Annotated in this window: 13 protein-coding genes and 2 pseudogenes; 3 read left to right on the top strand and 12 right to left on the bottom strand. The window is 65.2% G+C overall.

What is annotated here, in order from left to right:
* Positions 1-3: 3 nt before the first annotated feature.
* From AWC06_RS18860 to AWC06_RS18850, 3 genes are read right to left on the bottom strand one after another with little or no spacing between them, the layout of a single operon-like run.
* Positions 4-480 (bottom strand): DUF5130 domain-containing protein, encoded by a 477-nt coding sequence (locus AWC06_RS18860; RefSeq protein WP_085199531.1) that lies wholly within the window; start codon positions 478-480, stop codon positions 4-6.
* Complete coding sequence (gene ctaJ / locus AWC06_RS18855; protein WP_085200044.1) at positions 467-694, bottom strand: aa3-type cytochrome oxidase subunit CtaJ; 228 nt, start codon at positions 692-694, stop codon at positions 467-469. The genes AWC06_RS18860 and ctaJ overlap by 14 nt, the downstream gene beginning before the upstream one ends.
* Before the next feature lie 36 nt (positions 695-730).
* Positions 731-1,366, bottom strand: a complete 636-nt coding sequence (locus AWC06_RS18850; protein WP_085199530.1) for an HNH endonuclease — start codon at positions 1,364-1,366, stop codon at positions 731-733.
* A gap of 145 nt (positions 1,367-1,511) precedes the next feature.
* Between AWC06_RS18850 and AWC06_RS18845 the strand changes: the two genes are divergently transcribed.
* The 3 genes and pseudogenes from AWC06_RS18845 to AWC06_RS18835 all read left to right on the top strand — a co-directional run bounded on the left by AWC06_RS18845 (position 1,512) and on the right by AWC06_RS18835 (position 5,219).
* Positions 1,512-1,910, top strand: a complete 399-nt coding sequence (locus AWC06_RS18845; RefSeq protein ID WP_085200043.1) for a globin — start codon at positions 1,512-1,514, stop codon at positions 1,908-1,910.
* Positions 1,910-3,481, top strand: a complete 1,572-nt coding sequence (locus tag AWC06_RS18840; protein WP_085199529.1) for a glycoside hydrolase family 13 protein — start codon at positions 1,910-1,912, stop codon at positions 3,479-3,481. The genes AWC06_RS18845 and AWC06_RS18840 overlap by 1 nt, the downstream gene beginning before the upstream one ends.
* A 161-nt stretch (positions 3,482-3,642) precedes the next feature.
* Positions 3,643-5,219: pseudogene (locus AWC06_RS18835) on the top strand (putative alpha/beta hydrolase).
* 623 nt (positions 5,220-5,842) lie between these two features.
* Here the strand turns inward: AWC06_RS18835 and AWC06_RS18825 are convergent.
* The 9 genes and pseudogenes from AWC06_RS18825 to AWC06_RS18785 form a co-directional block, all read right to left on the bottom strand.
* On the bottom strand, positions 5,843-6,505 hold the full coding sequence (locus AWC06_RS18825; RefSeq protein ID WP_139820172.1) for a DUF8010 domain-containing protein: 663 nt from the start codon (positions 6,503-6,505) through the stop codon (positions 5,843-5,845).
* Positions 6,502-6,915, bottom strand: coding sequence for an acyl-CoA thioesterase (locus tag AWC06_RS18820; protein WP_085199527.1), 414 nt, complete (start codon positions 6,913-6,915; stop codon positions 6,502-6,504). The genes AWC06_RS18825 and AWC06_RS18820 overlap by 4 nt, the downstream gene beginning before the upstream one ends.
* Positions 6,912-11,750: an NAD-glutamate dehydrogenase gene (locus AWC06_RS18815; RefSeq protein WP_085199526.1), complete on the bottom strand. Its 4,839-nt coding sequence runs from the start codon at positions 11,748-11,750 to the stop codon at positions 6,912-6,914. The genes AWC06_RS18820 and AWC06_RS18815 overlap by 4 nt, the downstream gene beginning before the upstream one ends.
* A 10-nt stretch (positions 11,751-11,760) precedes the next feature.
* Positions 11,761-13,437 (bottom strand): energy-dependent translational throttle protein EttA, encoded by a 1,677-nt coding sequence (gene ettA, locus AWC06_RS18810; RefSeq protein WP_085199525.1) that lies wholly within the window; start codon positions 13,435-13,437, stop codon positions 11,761-11,763.
* A gap of 63 nt (positions 13,438-13,500) precedes the next feature.
* Positions 13,501-13,992, bottom strand: coding sequence for a single-stranded DNA-binding protein (gene ssb, locus AWC06_RS18805; protein WP_085199524.1), 492 nt, complete (start codon positions 13,990-13,992; stop codon positions 13,501-13,503).
* A gap of 154 nt (positions 13,993-14,146) precedes the next feature.
* Positions 14,147-16,174 carry a bifunctional copper resistance protein CopD/cytochrome c oxidase assembly protein gene (locus tag AWC06_RS18800; protein ID WP_085199523.1) on the bottom strand — a complete coding sequence of 676 codons (2,028 nt, stop codon included), beginning with the start codon at positions 16,172-16,174 and terminating at the stop codon, positions 14,147-14,149.
* A 16-nt stretch (positions 16,175-16,190) separates the two neighbouring features.
* Positions 16,191-18,533 (bottom strand): glycerol-3-phosphate 1-O-acyltransferase, encoded by a 2,343-nt coding sequence (locus AWC06_RS18795; RefSeq protein ID WP_085199522.1) that lies wholly within the window; start codon positions 18,531-18,533, stop codon positions 16,191-16,193.
* 131 nt (positions 18,534-18,664) lie between these two features.
* Positions 18,665-20,174: pseudogene (locus AWC06_RS18790) on the bottom strand (HAD-IB family hydrolase); the annotation flags it as partial.
* The gene (locus AWC06_RS18785; protein WP_085200041.1) at positions 20,171-21,646 is read right to left on the bottom strand and encodes a wax ester/triacylglycerol synthase family O-acyltransferase; all 1,476 of its coding nucleotides are present in this window, start codon (positions 21,644-21,646) and stop codon (positions 20,171-20,173) included. The pseudogene AWC06_RS18790 and the gene AWC06_RS18785, both read right to left, overlap by 4 nt.
* Between the last annotated feature and the right edge of the window lie 97 nt (positions 21,647-21,743).

Raw genomic sequence — 21,743 nt, 5'->3', positions numbered from 1 at the left:
AGGTCAACCCGGCGAGATGTCGGAGCTGAGCACTCGGACCGCGGAAACCAGCCCGTCGATCAGGTTGCCGTCGGCGAACGCCGACGCGGCGGCGGCGACCCCGAGCGGTGCGGCCGACTCCGCGCCGCGACCACGCACTTGCGAGCCGTAGACCACCTCGATCGCGTGCTGGTCAGGCGAAACGGCCACCAGCACAGCATTGTTCGGTGTCGGCACTCTGGCCAGGATCTCGCGCGCCCGCGCGGCGGTGTCGCTGCCCAGGTCGCCGATGTAGACCGCAAAGCGTGCGCCGGACGCCCGCGACCCGTAGGTCAGTGCGTCGTCGAGAACGACCAGGTCTTTGATCGGGAACGGGTAGTGCACCGACACTTCGCCGGGCTCGGTGACCCCGGAAATCCGTCCACTGGTGGTGACGACCGAACCGCTCGGCAGCTCGGCGGGCTCGGCGCGGGCGACCGTCGCGATCTCACCACTTGCCACTGGCGCCACCTCCCACGCTGAACTCAGGCGCGCCGTGCCCGGCATGACCGTTACCGACGTCCTCGTCGACCGCGGCCCACAGGATCGGCGGGTGCGTCCAGGGGTCCGACATCTTGTAGGTCGGCGGGTGAACGCCCTTGTGCCGCCAGATCAGCGCCACCAGCACGAGCACCAGCAACAGCGGGATTCCCACGAAGTAGAGGTGGATCTCCATCATGCTCACGACGCAAACCGTATCCCATCGCGAACGCTAGGCGGCCCCCTCACCCAGATACCGCGCCCAGGACGGGTCGAGTTCTTTGACCGTGGACAGCAGCCGCCAGTGCTGGCCCTTCGGCGACGTCGGCACCAACCGCAGCGACCAGCCCAGCTCGTGCAACAGCTTGTCGCCCTTGCGGTGGTTACACGTCGAACAGGAGGCCACGCAGTTTTCCCAGGAGTGATCGCCGCCGCGGCTGCGGGGCACCACGTGGTCAACGGTGTCGGCCTTGGCCCCGCAGTAGGCACAGCAAAACCGGTCGCGATGCATCAGGGCAGCGCGGGTCAAAGGGACGCGGGCCCGATACGGCACCCGGACGAACGACCGCAGCCTGATCACCGAGGGTACGGCGATCGACCTGGTCGCCGAATGGATGATGGGCCCGGACGGATCGTCATGGACGACGTCGGCCTTGCCGCAGATCAACATCACGATCGCCCGGCGCACCGGCAACGCGGTCAGCGGCTCGTAGGTGGAATTCAGCAGCAGCACCCGTCGGCGATTCCAGATCGATCCGGTGTCATGTGCGGTGGTGGGACGGCTATCGACGCTGTGCAGGCATGCACCCGTCGTGGTTGCCGCGGCACCCGAACTGCGGTGGCCGCGGCGTCTCTTATGCTGCGCCATTCGTCCTCCGCCGAACAGTCCACCATGATTCGGCGTCAACTGCACGCCAAATCGGCTGGTGCTCGCTGGTCGATCCGGTGAACAGCGGGTGCGCGGGCCGCTGTTGGCGGCGGCCCACCCAGGACCATGCCTCACAATGGAGGAGATGGAACCGGTAGAGCAACAGTCCTTCTATGACGCCGTCGGTGGCGCGGAAACCTTTCATACGATCGTGTCGCGCTTCTACGCGCTGGTCGCTGAGGACGAGATCCTGCGCCAGGTGTACCCCGAGGACGACCTGGCGGGCGCCGAGGAACGGCTCCGGATGTTCCTCGAGCAGTACTGGGGCGGCCCGCGAACCTACTCTGAGCGGCGCGGCCATCCGCGGCTGCGGATGCGGCACGTCCCGTTCCGGATCTCACCGATCGAGCGTGACGCCTGGCTGCGGTGCATGCACATCGCGGTCGGCTCCATCGACTCGGCGACCCTTGACGATGCGCACCGCAAGGAATTGCTCGATTACCTCGAGATGGCCGCGCACTCCCTGGTCAACGCACCGTTCTGATGGGCACACCGCAAACCGAGCCGTGGTGGTCGCGCGCGGTGTTCTATCAGATCTATCCGCGCTCGTTCGCCGACAGCAACGGCGACGGCGTCGGCGACCTGGACGGCGTGCTGTCCCGATTGGACTATCTGGACCTGCTCGGCATCGATGCGATCTGGCTCAACCCGGTCACCGTGTCACCGATGGCCGACCATGGCTATGACGTGGCCGATCCACGCGACGTCGACCCATTGTTCGGTGGGCAGGCGGCGCTCGAGAGGCTGATCGCCGCGGCACACCTGCGGGGCATCAAGGTCACGATGGATCTGGTGCCCAATCACACGAGCTCGGCGCATCCGTGGTTCCAGGCGGCGCTGGCCGCCGGGCCCGGCACCGCACCACGCGAACGCTACATCTTCCGCGACGGCCGCGGCAGCGACGGTTCAGAGCCGCCCAACAACTGGGTGTCGGTGTTCGGCGGGCCGGCCTGGACGCGGGTGACCGAACCCGACGGCAAGCCGGGCCAGTGGTACCTGCACCTGTTCGACGGCGAGCAGCCGGATCTGAATTGGGACAACCCGGAAGTCTTCGACGACTTCGAGAAAACGCTGCGGTTCTGGCTGGAACGCGGGGTGGACGGCTTCCGCATCGACGTCGCGCATGGGATGGCCAAGCCGCCCGGCTTGCCCGACATGGAGCACCTCGACAACCGGCTGCTGCGCGCCAAAGACGAGGATCCGCGATTCGACAACCCGAACGTGCACGCGATTCACCGCGACATCCGCACGGTCATCGACGAATATCCCGGCGCAGTGACGATCGGGGAGGTCTGGGTCTATGACAACGCGCGGTGGGCCGAGTACCTGCGCGCCGACGAACTGCACCTCGGTTTCAATTTCCGGCTGGTGCAGGCCCACTTCGACGCCGCCGACATCCGTGACGCGATCGAGAACTCGCTGGCCGCCGCCGCGATCGAAAACGCCACGCCGACATGGACTCTCGCTAACCACGACGTCGACCGGGAAGTCACCCGCTACGGCGGCGGTGACATCGGGTTGGACCGCGCGCGGGCGATGGCGATGGTGATGCTTGCACTGCCCGGCCCGGCGTTCGTCTACAACGGACAGGAGCTCGGGCTGCCCAATGTGGAACTGCCCGATGAGGTTCTGCAAGACCCGACCTGGGAGCGCTCGGGGCACACCGAACGCGGTCGCGACGGCTGCCGCGTTCCGATCCCGTGGAACGGTGAAACTCCCCCGTTCGGGTTCTCGGCATCCGAGGACACCTGGCTGCCGATGCCGCGGGACTGGGCGGAGCTGACCGTCGAGAAACAGCTCACCGACAACGGGTCGACACTGATGTTCTTCCGACGTGCGCTCGAATTACGCAGGGAGCATATGGCATTCGCGGGTACCGAGATCGAATGGCTTGCGGCGCCCCGTCATGCGCTGCTATTTCAGCGAGGCGACCTGGTCTGCGCGCTCAATGCCGGCAGGCGGCCGATCGCGCTGCCCGACGCCGAGCTGCTCTTGGTCAGCAAGCCTTTGGTGGACGGCAAACTGCCGCCGAACGCCGCAGCCTGGCTGGTGTGACGACGAGCGTTCAGCTGTAGTCCGCCGAACAAAAAGTGAATTGACCGGCGGTTGCGCGCTAGTACCCTTACCGACAGTTCGGAAAGGATGGCGATGTTCCTCGGCACCGCGTTGCTGCATTCGGCAGCCAAGCGCAATGCGGCGGAACTACGGGCTCTGCGATGCAACTCCGTCACATAAGCAAGGGCCTGCTGGTCATGTTCGCCCACGGCGATCCATGGAAGATCAATTCCAGCCTGCAAAGCGGTCGGCCGGCACAGATTTCGGGTCTAGCGCAAGCATTTCACGACGCGGGCAAGTCCACCGAGAGTCCGAGTCGGCCTTTGGTGACGCACTGCGCCGCTTTGAGGCGTCCTGGAACCGGGACAACGGTGACCATCCGATCAACGACTCCGCCGAGGTGCAGCGTGCGATGCAGTCACTGGGTCTGCAGGCCGCGCAACTACCCAACATTGCAGTCGATCTGGAAAACATCGCGGCCACTTTGGCCGAGGCGCAACGCACCTGCGGCACGCTGATCTCGGCTCTGGAAACCCAGTTACAACAGATCGACGATGAAATCGGCAGAGCCCTCGAAAGCGAGAAGGATCCGCATCTATCCGCTCACGACAGACAAGCCATCGATGAACACATCACTCAGCTTGAACAGCGAGCGATCGATGACACCAAGTCCATCCTGTACCAGCTGCAATCGATCCGCAGCGGCTACTCGGACTATCTGCGCAAGTCCCAGACCAACTTGCAAACCCATGGATACGACCCGGCAAGGATCCAAGCGTTCGACGCCCCGGAAGCGCCAGCAAAACCCGGGGCCGACACCGACAGACGGCGGAACCAGATTGACGCGTTCAAGCGAGTCTTCGGCAGAGAACCCACCTCACCAGCGGACTGGGACACGGCCGCAGCCCTCGACCCGCACAGCTATGACCCGAAAAACGGTGGGGTGCCGGCCAACGTTATTGTCGGCCGGATTAAGCCCGTACCGGGACAAGGGGTGTTACGCACAAACCTGTTCATCCCGGGCCGGGCAGTTTGGGACCCACAGATCGACATGCCGCCCTTGCACAACAACCTCGGAGACAACCGGGGGTTTTCTCTCACGGCCGGCCCGGAGGCATCGAGGGTATCCATTTATGTCGACTACGAGAACGGCATCATTGTGGCCCGCCAGAACCCGTCGATCGACCAGAACACCGGTCAGATTCGCGCTGGAACTCCTTCGGTCTCAGCCGTCCAGCAAAGCAACGGTTCTGTTTTGATCAAATACAGCGCGGCCGACCCGTTCTCGCCGGGGGGCGAGGGCCTCGCCAAGGCTGTCTCGTTTGATGTGAACGGCACGATCGCCGTCGAACCCACTGCAGCGGGGCTACGTGTCGGTGGAACGGCAACGAATTTCCCTGCGATCGAGATATACAACGACCGACCCGGAGCGACGGGTCCGTCAACTCTGGTCCAGTCGTGGCCTTTGTTCGTGGACAACGAGATGGGCCCGCGCGCAGGGCTTTGGTGGCACAAACCTATAGGTGATCAATCGGTGGAACTGGGCTTCAACGACCAATACCCGGCTCCGACGATTCCCGCCCTACCCCATCCGCAGGACGTTCCACCCGTGGCGCCGATCGCCCCACCACTCGTTGCCACACCGCCGGGGACCTCGCCGCTGGGACCGGCGGATCACCCACCTCAAATACGCCTACATGATCCCGTCGTTATGCTTCCGCCACTGCCGCCGCATTAGAAATCTGTGTCTGAGAGGATCAGTGAAGGGTAAAGTTGACTGGATACGAGCGACCTTTTCCGGGGCAATACTTGGTGGCTTTTTTTGGGCGATAATGGCAAAGGTGATGTCAGTTATAACTCATGGAAAAATACCCGCCGGATTCCTGTATACATTTTCCTCGTTAGTATCCGTCGGAGTCTTAGCCATTGGTGTAGTTCTGTATTTGACATCGACGGGCTCCTACTGGCGCAGCACAGCGATCGGAATAATTCTCCCACCGTTGACAGGTTGGTCACTGCTCCTGTTCGTCACGTTGACGTTCGTTTTGCCATCTTGGATCCACTGACATGACATCTTCCGGCGAAGAGGGTCCGTTCGCCTACGCGCGGCAACGACCCGTTCAACTCCTCGCCGGCTTGTTCACTGGCGTGCTGTCAACCGTACTGACATTCGGTTACTTGTGGTTTTTCGCGCCGATTTTGCCCCTTATGCTTTGTGGGGCGACAATGGCATTCAGACGCACGACCGCATTCTCAATGGGCGCGTTCGCTGCCTTTTTTGGCGTCTTTTCGTTCGTCGCGCTGTTCGCCATCCTCTATTGGATATAGTCAAGGGACCGATTTGATCACCGTCGAGCGCCACTAACGCAACACCACGGCCGGGTCCCCGCGACGGCGGTACACCGAACCGAACCGCGCGTCGATGCGCAACCATGTCGGCAGCACCCGGACCCGAACGATCTCGTCAGCGTCGACGGCCTCCGGTGACTGCGGCAGGAAACCCATTGCAGTCAAAGCGAATACACACCGCATGGGGATCCCCACACTCACATCGGCGGTGCTGACGCGGACCACCTCCTGGTCGAGCAGTGACACCGGCGGACCATGGGCACTGCCGTGCTCCTTGGCCAGTTGAGCGCCGCGCTGCGCCAAATCCAGCATCAGGCGCGCCGGTACGTCGTCGAGATGGGTGAAACCCGAGTCCGGGGGCAATGCCCCGCGCCACGCGGAATCCATCGGGAAGCCGGGATTGACGTAGCCGGAACTGTCCACTGCGGCCAGTCCGCGCGCCAATTCGTCTGCGGCGACAGAAAAGTCGTCAGGCCGAATGGTACCGGCCACCACCCGGCTGGCCAATACGTCGAAACCCGTTGCCACCCAGGCTGTCAGCAGCCCGCCCGGGCGGGCACGCAGCCGGATGACCGCCGCCTCGTCGAGGCGTGCCGCGCGCTCGACGAACGTGGACAGGTCGCGGCGTTGGGCGGTCATGGACTCCGCCCCCAGCCACAGTCCCCGCTCGGCTATCGCAGCCACCGCTGCAGGTATTCCCGGTGGTGTGGCGAGAGGCGCACCAGCCGCTGCTCGTCGATGTGCACTGCGGCCAACTGCGACTCGGCGATCACGGCGGGCTTCGATTCCGGGGGCGCGCTGACCGAGCGCACTTCGTAGCCGAGCGTGAAATCCACTGCCCGCAACCGCTTGACCCAGATGGTCACCTGCAGCGGCGAATCAACCAGCCGCAGCTGATCTTTGTAGGTGACGCGTACATCGGCGATCAGCAAACCGATGGTGGTGATGTCGCCGCCGAAGGGTTCGCGCAGGAACGGGACGCGGGCCTCTTCGAGAATCGTGACCATGGTCGCGTGGTTGATGTGCTGGTACATGTCGATATCCGACCAGCGCACCGGAACCGGTGCGACAAATCCAGCGCTCATCCGGAGAGGCCTCGTCCGCTGGTGCGCGTCATGCTGCGGATCTGCCGCGCCGCTACCGACAGTGTGGCCAGATCCTTCGCACCGCTCTCGTAGATCTCGGTGAGTGTCCGCCGAGCGCGCTCCACCCGCGAGGCGCTGATGTGCTCCCATTCGTCGATCTTCTCTTCACCGCTTTCGCCCGGTTCGCCCACGGCGAGCACATCGAAACACAACGATCGCAGCGACGCGTAGATGTCGTCACGAATCGCTAAGCGCGCCAAGGCATGCCAGCGATCGTTTCGCGGGAGCTCGGACACCGCAGTCAGCAGACCGTCGGTGCCGAGGTGGTCCATCAGCGCGAAGTACGCGTCGGCGACCTCGGCGGCGTCGCGGTCGTCGATGTCTGCGATATCGATGATGTCGAGCAGGCTGTAGCGGTACAGGCCAGTGGCAACCATGTATGCCAAGTCGTCGGAGGCACCCTGGGAGGCGAATTCACCGGCTTCTTTCTCGACGATGGCCTTGTCGTCTCCGCGCAGCCACTCCGACATTCGTGGTGTCAGGGCCTCCACCTTCTTCGCGAACCGATTGATTTCGGCGCCGACCGCCAGCGGTTGCGGACGGTAGTTCAGCAGCCAGCGTCCCGCACGGTCGATCAGCCGACGGGTGTCCAACGTCATCCGGTCGGATACCGAGACCGGGACGTCTGCCGCTCGGATCTGCCGCCACAGCCGCTCTACGCTGAAGATGGCATCCGTCGCGGCGTAGGTACGCACCGCATCCACCGGGCTCACACCGACGTCCTCAGCGATCCGGTAGTCGTAGCTGATGCCGGCGGTGTCCACCAGATCGTTGACGACCATGGTGGTTACGATCTCCCGTCGCAGCTGATGGGAGCGGATCGCTGAACCGAAGCGCTCCCGCAGCACCGACGGGAAGTAGCGCGGTAGCCTGGCCGCGAATACCTCTTGGTCGGGCAGGTCGGTGGCCAGCAGCTGGTCTTTGAGCGCCAGTTTGACGTGCGCCATCAAGGTCGCCAGTTCCGGCGACGTGAGGCCAAGTCCGGCCTCGGATCGCCGGTGTATTTCCTTTTCCGAGGGCAGCGCCTCGAGTTCGCGGTTCAGCCCTCGTTCGGCCACTAGATACTTGATTTGCAGGGCATGCACGGGCAGCAGACTCGCGGCATTGGCGCGGCTGGTGCCGAGCAGGTCGTTCTGGTCGGCGTTGTCGGCGAGCGCCAACTCGGCGACCTCGTCGGTCATCGATTCCAGCAACGGGGTGCGTTCGTCGGCTTTGATCTTGCCGGCGGTGACCAGGGAGTCGATCAGGATCTTGATGTTGACCTCATGGTCGGAACAGTCCACACCGGCCGAGTTGTCCATCGCGTCGGTGTTGATCCGGCCGCCGCACAGGTCGAACTCGACACGCCCAAGCGCGGTGACACCGAGGTTACCGCCCTCGCCGATAACCTTGGCGCGCACCTGATTTGCGTTGACACGAACCGGGTCATTGGCACGGTCGCCGACGTCAACGTCGGATTCTCTTTCCGCTTTGACATATGTTCCGATGCCGCCGTTGAACAACAGATCAACGGGCGCCCGCAGAATCGCCCGCACCAGATTCGGTGGCGTCATCTCGGTGACATCGTCCTGGATTCCCAAAGCCGCGCGGACCTGGTCACTGACCGGGATCGCTTTGTGCTTGCGGCTGTACACCCCACCACCCTCGCTGATCAGCGACGTGTCGTAGTCCTCCCAGCTGGAGCGGGGCAGCTCGAACAGACGCCGTCGCTCCTCCCACGAAGTCGCGGCGTCCGGATCGGGGTCGAGAAAGATATGACGGTGGTCGAAGGCCGCCACCAGCCGGATGTGCTTGGACAACAGCATGCCGTTGCCGAACACATCCCCGCTCATGTCACCGATGCCCACGACGGTGAAGTCCTCGGCTTGGGTATCGACGCCCATCTCGCGGAAATGTCGTTTGACCGACTCCCACGTTCCCCTGGCGGTGATGCCCATCGCCTTGTGGTCGTAGCCCACCGATCCGCCCGAAGCGAACGCGTCGCCCAGCCAGAATCCGTAGGCCTTGGCGACGTCGTTGGCGATGTCGGAGAACGTGGCGGTGCCTTTGTCCGCGGCCACCACCAGATAGGCGTCGTCGCCGTCACGCCGGACCACCTGTGCGGGCGGCTTCACCTCGCCAGTGGTGTGATCAACGTTGTCGGTGACGTCGAGCAACCCGGAGATGAATAGCTGATAGCAGGCGATCCCCTCATTTCGGGTGGCGTCGCGGTCGGCGCCGGGCTCACCGGTGGTCAGCGGCGGCCGTTTGACGACGAAGCCGCCCTTGGCGCCGACCGGCACGATGACGGCGTTCTTCACCGCTTGCGCCTTGACCAGACCGAGGATCTCAGTGCGGAAATCCTCGCGACGGTCCGACCAGCGCAAGCCGCCCCGGGCCACATGTCCGAATCGCAGATGCACCCCTTCCACGCGCGGCGAGTAGACGAAGATCTCATACTTGGGACGCGGCAGGGGAAGCTCATCGACCAGCTGCGCGTCCAACTTCAGCGCCAGCACATTCTGGCTGCGCGCCGAACCCTCGCGTGTCACATAGTAATTGGTGCGCAGGGTCGCCTGAATCAGCGAGGCGAACGCGCGCAGAATGCGGTCGGTGTCCAGACTCACCAATGCATCGATATCCGCTGCAACCGCTGCGGCAGCGGCTTGGGCATCGCGGCTCTTGGGCGACCCGGAAGCCTCCGGATCGAACAGCGCCTCGAACAGCGTTACCAATGACCCTGCGGTGTGCGGGTTCTCATTGAGAACCGACTCGATATGTGACTGACTGTACGGAAAGCCGGCTTGTCGCAGGTATTTCGCGTAGGCGCGCATCAGTACGACCTGCTGCCAGGTCAGGTCGGCGCGCAGCACCAACTCGTTGAACCGGTCGATCTCAACACGGCCCTGCCAAATGGCGGTGACCGCGTCGGCGAACCGCTGTGCGGTCGCATCTCGCTCGGGGCCCGGCGGAGGCAGCGGGACGGTCGGGTGCGGAGAGATCTTGAACTGATAGATCGACACCGGCAGCCGGTCGGGTCGAGTCACGGTAAACGGTCGCTCCTCGAGCACTACCACGCCCATGGACTGCAGCATCGGGAGCACCTGACTCAATGAGGCCGTTCGCCCGCCCAGATACCAAGTCAGCCGGGCAGTCTCGTCGTAGTCGTGGTCGGACAGCACCAGCTTGACCGAGTCGTCGGTCAGCTCCTCGATGATGGCGATGTCGGTGAGGGCATCGGTAGGGCTGACAGCCTGTTTGTAGGTCTCGGAGAACGCCGCGGCGTAGTGCTCGGCAACCATCTGGTCGACGACGGGACCGTCCGCCGCGGCACCGGTCAGCCGGTCGGCCCAGGTGCGCGCGGCTTCGGTCAGCAACCCCTGGATCCGCACTCGGTTTGCTTCGGAGGTGTCGACGGGACGGCGGGCGGCACTTTCGGGCAACCGGACGATGAAATGCAGTAGGGCCCATGGTGATTCGGTGACACGGGCGGTGAATTCCAGACTCGTCCCGCCGAATTCACTGACCAGGGTGTCTTCAAGCTGCAGTCGGACGGCGGTGGTGTAGCGATCGCGCGGCAGGTATACCAGGCAGGATACGAAGTGCTCGAGTTGGTCTGCGCGCAAGAACAACAGCGCCCGGCGCTGTGATCCCAGGTCCACCACGGCTTTTGCCGTCGCCAGCATTTGTGCACCGCTGAGCGCGAAGAGCTCCGAACGCGGGATGGTTTGGATGACGTCTAGCAGCAGCTGGCCCGGGTGGCTTGGGTCTTGGTCGGCCAGCGCAAGGGCTTCCTGGACCCTGCGCGAGATCAGTGGGATCTGAAGGACGTCGGCGTTCATGGCGGCGACCGTGAAGAGCCCGACAAAGCGATGCTCGAAGACATCGTCGGCCGAGTTGTCGCGGACCGCCAGGACATACGGGTACGCGCCATAGCGCAGGTAGCTCGCGACGGTGGTCTGCGCCAACGCCAGCAGTTTGGTGTCGTCGGTCAGCCGGGGACGCGACCGCTTGCGCCGCCGCAATACCCCAAGGCTGTTGGTGGCCTCCTCGCCCGAGACCCGTCCGTCGCGCACCGGGCAGCGTTGGTAGCCAAGCACAATGAAGTGGCCGTCGGCCAGCCACCGCAGTAATGCGGCGACGTCGTGGCGATCAGGGCTGGAATAGCGGCCGTCGCGGTCGATTCGCACATCTTCGGCCACCTCGTTGAGGACGCCGATCATCGCCGTCGCGTCGGCAACTACTCGCCGGACATCGGTGAGCACGCCGGGCAGCAGGCGTTCGGCTTCCCGCAGCGCCCCGCGGTCGACCGCCGGCGAAAGCTGGACGTGAATCCAGGTCTCGTCGATGCCTGCGCCGTCGGATGTCTTCGGTTCGATGCCGAGCAGATCCCCCTCGGTGTCACGGCGCACGTCGAACACCGGGTTCATGATCGCCACGTACGCCACCCCAAGCCGGTGCAACAGCACCGTGACCGCATCCATCAGCGCCGGGCCGCTGTCGGTGACCACCTGAAGTGCCGGCCCGAACCCGCCGGGATCGTCGGGCGGATAGATGGCGACCCGGCTCTTGCCGGATTGGCGGTGTTGCCCAACTCGGTAATGCGCGGCCAGCAGCGCCGGTGTCACCGCCGCGCTGCCAGTGGGCCTCTCGGTCGACTCGAGCTCGTCGTCGTGCTGGCGCTGGTACGTGTCGGCGTAGGCCTTGGAAATCCAGTCGGGAATCTGTTCGGGATTGGCAAACGTCGTCCAGTCCACCGCGTTGTGCACGCCGGTGGCCCGTGGATCGACCGTCATGCGGCCGACACTAGTCGCGCGTCAGCTTGCGGTGAGTCACCCTGTGCGGACGCGCCGCCTCGACACCGAGCCGCTCGACCTTGTTTTCCTCGTAGGCGGCGAAGTTGCCCTCGAACCAGAACCACTTGGCCTCGTTGTCGTCGTCGCCCTCCCAGGCCAGGATGTGCGTGCACGTCCGGTCGAGGAACCAGCGGTCGTGGGAGATCACCACCGCACAGCCGGGGAACTTCTCCAGCGCATTCTCCAAAGAACCGAGCGTCTCGACGTCGAGGTCGTTCGTCGGCTCGTCCAGCAAGATCAGGTTGCCGCCCTCTTTGAGCGTCAGCGCAAGGTTCAGCCGGTTGCGTTCACCGCCGGACAACACGCCGGCCGGTTTCTGCTGGTCGGGACCCTTGAAGCCGAACGCCGACACGTAAGCCCGCGATGGGATCTCGTTCTGCCCGACCTGGATGTGGTCCAGTCCGTCGGAGACGACTTCCCATACGGTCTTCTTCGGGTCGATCCCGGCCCGGGCCTGGTCCACGTAGCTGAGCTTGACCGTCTCTCCGACCCTGACGGTGCCGCTGTCCGGCTGCTCGAGCCCGACGATGGTCTTGAACAGTGTGGTCTTGCCCACCCCGTTGGGTCCGATGACGCCGACGATGCCGTTGCGGGGCAGCGTGAACGACAAGTCCTTGATCAGTGTGCGCCCCTCGAAGCCCTTGTCGAGATGTTCGACCTCGACCACCAGGTTGCCCAGCCGCGGGCCGGTGGGAATCTGGATCTCTTCGAAGTCCAACTTGCGGGTCTTCTCCGCCTCGGCGGCCATCTCCTCGTAACGCTGCAGCCGGGCCCTGCCCTTGGCCTGGCGGGCCTTCGCGCCGGAACGCACCCAGGCCAGCTCCTCTTGCAACCGCTTCTGCAGCTTCGCGTCCTTGCGGCCCTGCACCGCGAGGCGCTCGGCCTTCTTCTCCAGGTAAGTGGAGTAATTGCCCTCGTACGGGTAGGCGCGGCCGCGGTCCAGCTCCAGGATCCATTCGGCCACGTTGTCGAGGAAGTAACGGTCGTGGGTGACGGCGAGGATCGCACCCTGGTAGGCGGCCAGGTGCTGTTCGAGCCACTGCACGCTTTCGGCGTCGAGGTGGTTGGTGGGCTCGTCGAGCAGCAACAGGTCGGGTTTGCTCAGCAGGAGTTTGCACAGCGCTACCCGGCGTCGCTCGCCACCGGAAAGGTGGGTCACCGGCTCATCGGGCGGCGGGCAGCGCAGGGCATCCATCGCCTGTTCGAGCTGCGAGTCGATGTCCCATGCGCCGGCGTGGTCGAGCTCCTCTTGCAACCGGCCCATTTCTTCCATCAGCTCGTCGGAGTAATCGGTGGCCATCAGCTCGGCGACCTCGTTGAATCGGTCGAGTTTGGTTTTGAGGTCGCCCAGCCCCTCCTCTACGTTGCCGCGGACCGTTTTGTCCTCATTCAGCGGCGGCTCCTGCTGGAGGATCCCGACGGTAGCGTCGGCGGCCAGGAAGGCGTCGCCGTTGTTGGGCTTGTCCAGGCCGGCCATGATCCGCAAGACGCTCGACTTACCGGCTCCGTTTGGGCCGACGACGCCGATCTTGGCTCCCGGCAGGAAGCTCAGCGTGACGTCGTCGAGGATGACCTTGTCGCCGTGCGCCTTGCGGACCTTCCTCATCGTGTAGATGAACTCAGCCATGCCGCGGTGTTGCCTTTCTGGTCTTTCGTTGCTCGCCGACCATCCTAGGCACCGCGGCGCTGGCTAAGCCGACAGCGGCAGCCCGGTACCTGCATCCGCCACGCCATCGACGTCCTCATCGGCGTCGGCATCGTCGCCATCGGCGGAATCGGCTTCGGCCTGAGGCTCCGGTGCCGCTGGGGTGGCTTCCGCCCCGCTGGTGACCATCTTCTCGACGCGCGCAAAGCAGCGCGACAGATCGGGGCCGACCGCGGTGGCGCGCATCTCCAGGCTCGAGCGCCGGTTGCCGTCGCGGTCGTCGTACTCGCTGGTGTGCACGTGCCCGACCACGATCACCGCCGAGCCCTTACCCAGCGAGGCGCCCACACCGGTGACCAGCCGGCCCCAGCAGTTGACGGTGACAAACAGCGAGTTGCCGGCCTCCCATTTCCCGTCGGCGCCACGGCGGCGGGAATTACTCGCAACCCGAAACTTCATCACCTCCTTGTCGCCGACGTTGCGACGAATGGGGTCGTTGACGATGTTCCCGACGACGGTCAGCGGCGTTTCGAACATTTGCTCATTCCTTCCACTTCTTTTGCTGCTTGGGCGGTGACTTCGCCGCACCGCCGGTGCACGCCCATTCAGCTCGCGGTCACCGACAGCCCGACTTCGTCGGCCGGCATACCAGTCAGAGCTGTGGAGGAAACGCCGTCTGTGGATGAGTGGCTCAGCGCTGCCCGGAAGTGTCGCGCCTGGCCAGCTCGGCGAGCATGGCGTTGTAGGCGGCCAGCTCCGCGTCGTCATCGCGTTCGGCGGCGCGGTCCAACCGTCGCGCGGTCCGCCGGTCGCTGCGCGTCCACTGCACCAGAAGCGCGATCATGACGATCACCAGCGGTATTTCGCCTGCAGCCCAAGCGATTCCACCGCCGAGCCGCTGGTCGGCAAGTAGGTCGGTGTGCCAGCTCAGCTGCAGTGACCGGTAGAAGCTTTCGCCGAGTATCCCGCGGGTGCCCATCAGCACGACGCCGAAGAAGGCATGCAGCGGCAGCGACGCGAACACCACGCCCAGCTTCGCCAGCGGCGGAATTGGCCTCGGAGTGGGGTCCACGCCGATCACCACCCAATAGAACAAATAGCCGCTCAGCAGGAAATGCACGTTCATCGCGACATGGCCGACGTGGCTGCCGACCGCGGCATCGAAAATGCCGCCGAGATACAGGCCATAGAACCCGGCGACGAACAGCGCTGTGGCGACGAAGGGGTTGGTCAGGAACCGGGACAGCCGGCTGTGCAGAGCGGCCAGCAGCCATTCGCGCAGACCCGGTGGATCGTCACGCCCCGCCGCGGGCAGTGCCCGTAAGGCCAGGCTGATCGGCGCGCCGAGCACCAGCAGGATCGGGACCAGCATGGATAGCAGCATGTGGACGGCCATGTGCACACTGAACATGGCGGGCATGTATCGGCCCAGTCCCGACGATGTGGCGAACAGCAGCACCAGACAGCCCAGCAGCCAGGACAGTGTTCGGCCGCGCGGCCACGCGTCTCCGCGGCGCCGTAACCGCAGCACGGCCGAAAGATACACCGCCGCGAGCAGCACCGCCGCCGTGCCGAAGATTAGGTCGAAACGCCAGTCGAAGAGCACCCGGAACGGGGTGAGCGGTCCGGCGAAGTCGTATCCGATCTCGACTTCCGGAATCGAGGGGTTGACGAGCGGAGGCGGTGGCGGTGGTGTGCGGCCCAGACCGACGGCGATGCCGAAGGTGAGAGCGAACACCGCCGCCTCGATCAGTGCCAGCCGGATCAGGCGTGCTCTAGGATCGCCCGAATCCGCTTGCAGCGCAGCAATTCCGGCGCGTCGCTGCCGCCACCCCACGACGCCCAGCAGGCACAGCGCGACGAACTTGGCGACCACCAGCCGGCCATAGCCCGTGGTCAGCAGGTCGGACGGCAACACCCGGACCAGGGCGTTGACCACACCGCTGAGCGCCATCGCGGCAAAGCACCACAGGGCGATGGCCGAGAACCGCCGCGCGGCCAGGCCGGCATGCTCCCGCCTGCGGATCGCGTGGGCCAGCAGGGCCAGCAGACCGCCGGCCCACAGCCCGGCCGCGAACAAGTGGATCAGCAGGCTGTTGGTGGCCAGATCATGCGACCCACCCGCCGACGAGTGCCCGGTCAGTCCGAGCGGTACCAGCGTCACCAACGATCCGGCCAGCAGCAGCGGCGTCCACGACCAGCGCAGCACGGGAAGGCTCGCCAGCATCACCGCCGCCGCAAGCAGCGCGGTCCACCGCCACGCATTCGCGATGTTGATCAGGCCGGCCAGCGACCACAGTGTCGCCGGGTTGAGATGGGCGGTGAACGGCTGACCCGAGACATCGGAGATGGTCAGCGGGACCAGCAGCGCCGCGGATACCGCCCACACCGCCGACGCCACTGTGCCCAGCCGGAGCGCGCGATATCCATCGACGTCGAGCACGCCGGTGCTTTGCGGCGGCACCAGAAAGGCCGCGAACAGAAACGACCCGACGGCCAGCGCCGCGGCGACCTCACCGGCGGCCCGCACGAACGGCAGCCCCAGCGTGGTCACCGGCCCGGGGTCGGGCAGCCCGGTGGCCGTCAGCGCATCGGCCAGCGACAGCGCCGCGATTCCGGCGGCAGTGCAGCCGGCCAGCACCGCAACTCCGGCCAGCAGTGGCCATACCACCGCAGGTCGCCGGACGGTGGCGGCGGCACCCGCCACGGACACAGTCATGGATACAGCGTATGGGCTACCCGACCGCCCCCTGCCGCGCCTCGACTTCGCGGGCAATGAACTGATTGCGCGCGATCTGCGCCACATGGTCGAAATCCTGGAGAATGCCTCGCAATTCGCGGCGAAACGCGTTTCGCCGCTCGGCCAAGTCCTCCGCCGGCTCCAACAGATGCTGGTCGGCGACGACCTGGCGTGCGGTCGCGAAGAGCAGCGTCGATACCGGCTCGCTGCTGCTCACCCGCCCCTGCGCGACGTACTGGCGCCCGACTCCCAGCGCCAGCTTGGTCAGTTCCTTCTCCCCGATGTCCGCCGGCGCGTCGCGCAGCACGTCGGCGACGATCTCGTAGGCCTCGAAGAACACCCGCAGCATCGCCTCGGCCATCAATGGCCGTTTGGCGTACAGCATCGCGTCGATCTCGTCGCCGCCCGCGGCGACGTGGGCTTCCCAATCTTCATGCCAGCCCATCTCTTCGGCGATGTTCTCGCGGAACGCCGCCGAATCGGCGAAATAGAAGTCGAATTTCAGCAGATCGCGTAGCCGCATGGCTTGATTCCAGAAGGCCTGAAGCCGGTCACCGTCGGCGTGCCCGGCGTGTGCCAGCGCCAGTTCGACGATCGAGGTCTCCAGGAACGCATGGATCACCGAGTTTCGGTAGAACGCCGCGGTGTGTTCGCAATCGGGGGATATGCGCCACACAGGTTCTCGCCCGCTGTCGACGCGGGTGACGGGATGGCCGCCGGAAAGCGCATCCACCGCCGCACGGACGCCTTCCGGTGTGCGCAGCCGCAGCGCACTGGTGGACATCGGGGTCTGTTTGCGTTCGAGGTAGTCCAGTGAGTCTTGCAGGGTGTGGTGCAGTTGCCTGAGCGTCAATGCCAGCCCATGGGTGGTCAACAGCAGCGCCGACACCAGGCCGGTGGCATTGACCGGCGTCGCTCGCAGAATTCGCCAGGCGACTTCGAACGACATCTTCTGTAGGGCAAGGCGCTTGGCGGCTTGGTCCTGAGCTGTCTGGCTGTGCGGCGGACCGAGGTGCTCTCGCATCGAGACGGCCGGGGGGAAACGCACGTAGATCTTGCCGTAGTTGCGTTCACCCTGAGCCTTGATGAAGTTGTACAGCCAGCTGAAACCCTCGGGCCGCTTTTCGCCACCGCGGGCGTAGGCGGCATATTCAGCCGTTTCGTGCAGCTGGTCGAAACTGATCGAAACCCCTTGCAGCAGAATGTCATCGCTGCGACCGTCCAGATAAGCGTCGGCCACATACGTCACCAAGCCGAGCTTGGGCGGCAGCATCTTGCCGGTCCGCGAGCGCGTGCCCTCGATGGACCAGCTCAGGTTGAAACGCTTCTCCACGACATAGCCGATGAATTCCTTGAGCACGTATTTGTACAGCGCGTCGTCGCCGATGTTGCGCCGGATGAAGATGACTCCGGCGCGACGCAACAGGGGACCCATCACACCGAACGCCAGGTTGATGCCGGCAAAGACATGCACCGGCGGTAATCGGTTTTCCTGCATCGCTATCGGCATCACCGCACCGTCAATGTAGGACCTGTGCGAGAACAACAGCACAGCCGGATGAACCTCCAGCGCGCTGCGCATTGCTGCGACTTGATACTCGTCGTAGTCGATTTCGCGGTCGAATCCTCGGCTGAGCAGCCTGCCCAGAACCGAGACAAGGTCGACGGACACTCGGCTCCACCCGGTTGCGAGCTCGTCGAGCATTTTGCCGGCTTCCTCGACCGTGGCGCCCGGGATCTTTTCCAAGCCGGCACGAAATCGCGCGGACGCCAGCATCTCCGGCCTCACAAGTCGCGGCGACTTGTATTGCGGTCCGAGGATCCGGTATTCGGCGCGTTCGATCGCCAGCAGCGCGCGGCGGGTGACGAAGTGCGCGAAGTCACGGGGGTTCTCGCCGACCGTCGTGTCCCGCCACTGCTGACGCAGCTCGGAGATCTTGGCGGACTCACCGGCCACCACCCGGGTGCGCGACGGCTCGTTGCGCACGATCCGCCGTTGCTGGCGTTCACTGGGCTCGTACGGGTTTTGGCCCGGAATCAGTGCGGCCAAACGACTTAACGCTGATGCGTCGGCACGCGGCATCCAGAAGACCCGCACCGGCACCACCGACCGGTCCTCGTCCGACTCGAGCTGTTCGACGAGCTGCGCGAGCGCAGCGGGCGGCGGATTGCGGGGCGGCAATCGCAGCAGTTCGATCTTGGTCTCCGGGTGCCGGGCGCGTTGCTGGTCCAACCAGGCCGCAATGAGATCCGATTCCACCGATGATGTCACCGACGCCAACACCAGGGTGTCGTCTGTGGTGCTGAATGTGCCGGTGCCGGCGGCGGATGTGGTCACGATCGTCCTTTCGACCGGGGTTTTGCCGTCGCCGCCGTCTTCTTTGCCGCCGTCTTCTTTGCGGCGGTCTTCTTTGCGGCCGTCTTCTTTGCGGCCGTCCTCGGTGGCGCCCTTTCGCGGTGCCGACTTCTTTTCTCGGCGGTACAGGCCGGCCTTGGGCAGCTCGTCGACGGGCCAGTCGGCCAGCGTGTCCACATACAGCTGGCGCACCTCGGCGATCCGATCCGGCAGCGTGTCAAGCGTCCAGTCGTCGACCGGAATCGGCGGGAACACAGCGACATCCACCGTGCCCGGATTCATTGTGGAGGAATTGCGGGCGGCGACGACCTCCGCGTTGCGGATCACGATCGGCACGATCGGGACCCCCACCGCCATCGCCATCCTGAACGCTCCCTTCTTGAACGGCCCGACGCTGGTGGTGTCGAGTCGGGTGCCCTCGGGCGCGATCACGATCGACAGTCCCTTTTTCGCGCGCTCTTCCGCCTGGTGCAGGCTCTCGACCGCCGCAGCCGGATCGTCGCGGTCGATGAACACGGTGTCGAGCAGCTTGCCGAGCGTGCCCATGACCGGGTCGCTCGCGAGCTCCTTCTTACCCACGCCGACCCAGTTGTCGCGTACCAGCGCGCCGGTGATGATCGGGTCCGCCTGGTTGCGGTGGTTGAAGATGAACACCGCCGGACGCTGGGCGTTCAAATTCTTCGCGCCGATGACGTTGAGACGCACACCGCTTGCGGCCAGCAACATCTGCGACCAGGTGGAGGTGAAGAAGTTCACCCCACGTCGGCGGCTGCGGGTCAATAGACCAATCCCCACCGCGCCGGCTGCAGCCGGAACAATCGACCCGAAGCCGGCAAGCGTCCGCAGCTGCGAGCCGATCCCGCCCCCGCCGCGGCTGGTGAACCGCAGGATCGGCCAGCCGCGGCGCCGGGCCACCGCGGCCATCTTGCCTTCCGGATTGGTCGGCCGCGGATTGCCGACCAGGTACATCAACGCGACATCCTCGTCGCCGTCGGCGTAGAAGTAGCTGTCCTTCAGATCGATGCCATGCTCGGCCGCGAATTGCTGTACCGCCGAGGCCTTACCGGGGCCCCACAGGATGGGCTTCACGACGCCGCCGGTGAGAACCCCGTCGCCGTTGGTCTCGAATTTGTTCGTGAGCGTGTTGGTGATGCCCAGGAATCGGGCGACCGGACCGACCTGGATGGTCAGCGCCGACGAACTGAGCACGACGGTGTGACCGCGGGCGAGGTGAGCACGCACCAGCTCGCGCATTTCGGGGTAGATCCGGCCCTCGATCTTCTGCGCGAAGAGCCGCTCGCCGATCTCCTCCAGATCGCTCAACGCCCGCCCGCGCAGCGCCGATGCCGCCTTGGTGATCAGCTCTTCGAACTCAATCCGCCCGAGTTGATGGTTCAGGCCGGCCTGGATCATGCCAATCAACTCACCGATACCCATGTCCCGCTGGCGGAGCCGCTCGCGGGTGAGGATGACGGCGGTGAAGCCGGCTACCAAAGTTCCGTCCAGGTCAAAGAATGCACCGATCTTCGGTCCCGGCGGACTGGCGAGGATCTCGGCCACCGACCCGGGCAACCGAAGATCACGTGACGAGGTGCGCGGCGCGCGCTCTTCAGAAGCGGTCATGAACTTGCCGCCGATCGAGCCGACGAAGCGGGTGCCTCGATGGAGAAGGAGGCCGGCGCCACATGCGGTGCCGGGTCACCGACCAGCGCCAAGATCTCGTCGAAACCCTCCACCAGACACTGCGCGAACAGCGCCTCGTCCCGGATGGCGGCGCGGTCGTAGCGCGTCGTGATGGTGCAGAAACCACCCCTGGATATCAGCACAACCATCATCGCGACGCCGGGCAACGGACCAATGCCATACTGCCGCAAGACCTTTGCGCCGGCGATGTAGGTGTCGCCCGGGTAGACGGGAACGTTGCTGGCTTGTACGTCGGACGCGATCACCGAGCCGGTCATCGTCTCCAACAACGGCGTCGGCAAGATGCTCAACACCGGCGCGATGGAGCCGATGATGTCCATGGCGGGTTCGTCGCGGCGTTGAGTCATCTGCGCGCGAATCTTGCGCATGCGGTCCACTGGATCGGCGGTCCCCACCGGCGCCGCCAGGTTGACACCGGTGAATCGGTTCCCCCCTGCCGGATCGGCTTCGGCGCGCAGGTTCACCGGCACCGCCATCGGCAGCGTCGCCACCGGCACTCCGAACGCTTCGTGGTAGCGCCGCAGCGCACCGCACAAACCGGCCAGATACGCGTCGTTGATCGAGCCGCCGCCGGCCTTCGCAGCCCGATGGAGGTCGGAGAGCGGGATGTCGAGCGCCTCGCTGCGGGTAGCCAGGCTGCGCCGCCGGAGCAGAGGCGACGGTTCGGCGGCCCGGCTCATTACCCGCATCCCCGAGCGGGCATAGCCGACCGCGCCCGCCACGGCCGCGCCGGGGTTGATCACCGCCCGTCCGACCAGCGACGCCGCCCCGAACAGCGCGCCCCGAACCCCGCCGACGACGGCGGAAGGCAAGTGGTTGAGACCTTCGCGCATCAAGTCGTTGGGCGATAGGTCCTGCGGAATGGGTTGCGCCGGTGGCGGCTCGGCCGGTGGATCGCGCTCGAGATCGTAGATCTGAGCGAACATCTCGACGCTGCCGACACCGTCGGTGACCGCATGGCTGAGGTGCAACAGCGTCGCGGCCTTCCCGTCTGCGAGACCCTCGATCAGGGTCGCCGTCCACAGTGGCCGCGCGATATCCAGCGGCGACTGCAGCATCACCTCGGCCAGATCGAATACCTGCCGCAGCGTGCCGGGTTCGGCGACACGCATCCGTCGCACATGGAAATCCAGGTTGAAGTCGGGATCGACTACCCAGCGCGGCGCGGCCGTCGGCAGGGTCGGTACGACCACCTTCTGCCGTAGCCGCAGCACCCGTCGAGACGCGTTCTCGAAGCGGGTGCGAAAGCGGTCCCAATCCGGAGTGGTGTCCAGGATTTCGAGAGCCATGATCCCGGAGCGGGTCCGCGGGTTCGCCTCGCCGCGATGCAGCAGATAGTCGACCGCTCCCAGCGCCGTGGGCAATCCGGCCCCGTCGACGGGCTCAACCACCGCCGCCACTCCTTCGCGGCGTCCGGCGCGCCAGTGCTGACTTCGCCACTCGAGCCTCCCGTCTCAGCCGCGTCCAGCGGTACCCCAACGCTAGTCC

Origin of the sequence: Mycobacterium fragae (assembly GCF_002102185.1) — a bacterium.
GTDB lineage: Bacteria > Actinomycetota > Actinomycetes > Mycobacteriales > Mycobacteriaceae > Mycobacterium > Mycobacterium fragae.
This window is presented reverse-complemented; position numbering and strand designations above follow the sequence as displayed.

Excerpts from the sequence above, each read along its gene's own strand:
- ettA (WP_085199525.1), bottom strand. The coding sequence starts at position 13,437 with ATGGCTGAGTTCATCTACACGATGAGGAAGGTCCGCAAGGCGCACGGC.
- ctaJ (WP_085200044.1), bottom strand. The coding sequence starts at position 694 with ATGGAGATCCACCTCTACTTCGTGGGAATCCCGCTGTTGCTGGTGCTC.
- AWC06_RS18820 (WP_085199527.1), bottom strand. The coding sequence starts at position 6,915 with ATGAGCGCTGGATTTGTCGCACCGGTTCCGGTGCGCTGGTCGGATATC.
- AWC06_RS18850 (WP_085199530.1), bottom strand. The coding sequence starts at position 1,366 with ATGGCGCAGCATAAGAGACGCCGCGGCCACCGCAGTTCGGGTGCCGCG.
- AWC06_RS18815 (WP_085199526.1), bottom strand. The coding sequence starts at position 11,750 with ATGACGGTCGATCCACGGGCCACCGGCGTGCACAACGCGGTGGACTGG.
- ssb (WP_085199524.1), bottom strand. The coding sequence starts at position 13,992 with ATGTTCGAAACGCCGCTGACCGTCGTCGGGAACATCGTCAACGACCCC.
- AWC06_RS18845 (WP_085200043.1), top strand. The coding sequence starts at position 1,512 with ATGGAACCGGTAGAGCAACAGTCCTTCTATGACGCCGTCGGTGGCGCG.
- AWC06_RS18840 (WP_085199529.1), top strand. The coding sequence starts at position 1,910 with ATGGGCACACCGCAAACCGAGCCGTGGTGGTCGCGCGCGGTGTTCTAT.
- AWC06_RS18800 (WP_085199523.1), bottom strand. The coding sequence starts at position 16,174 with ATGACTGTGTCCGTGGCGGGTGCCGCCGCCACCGTCCGGCGACCTGCG.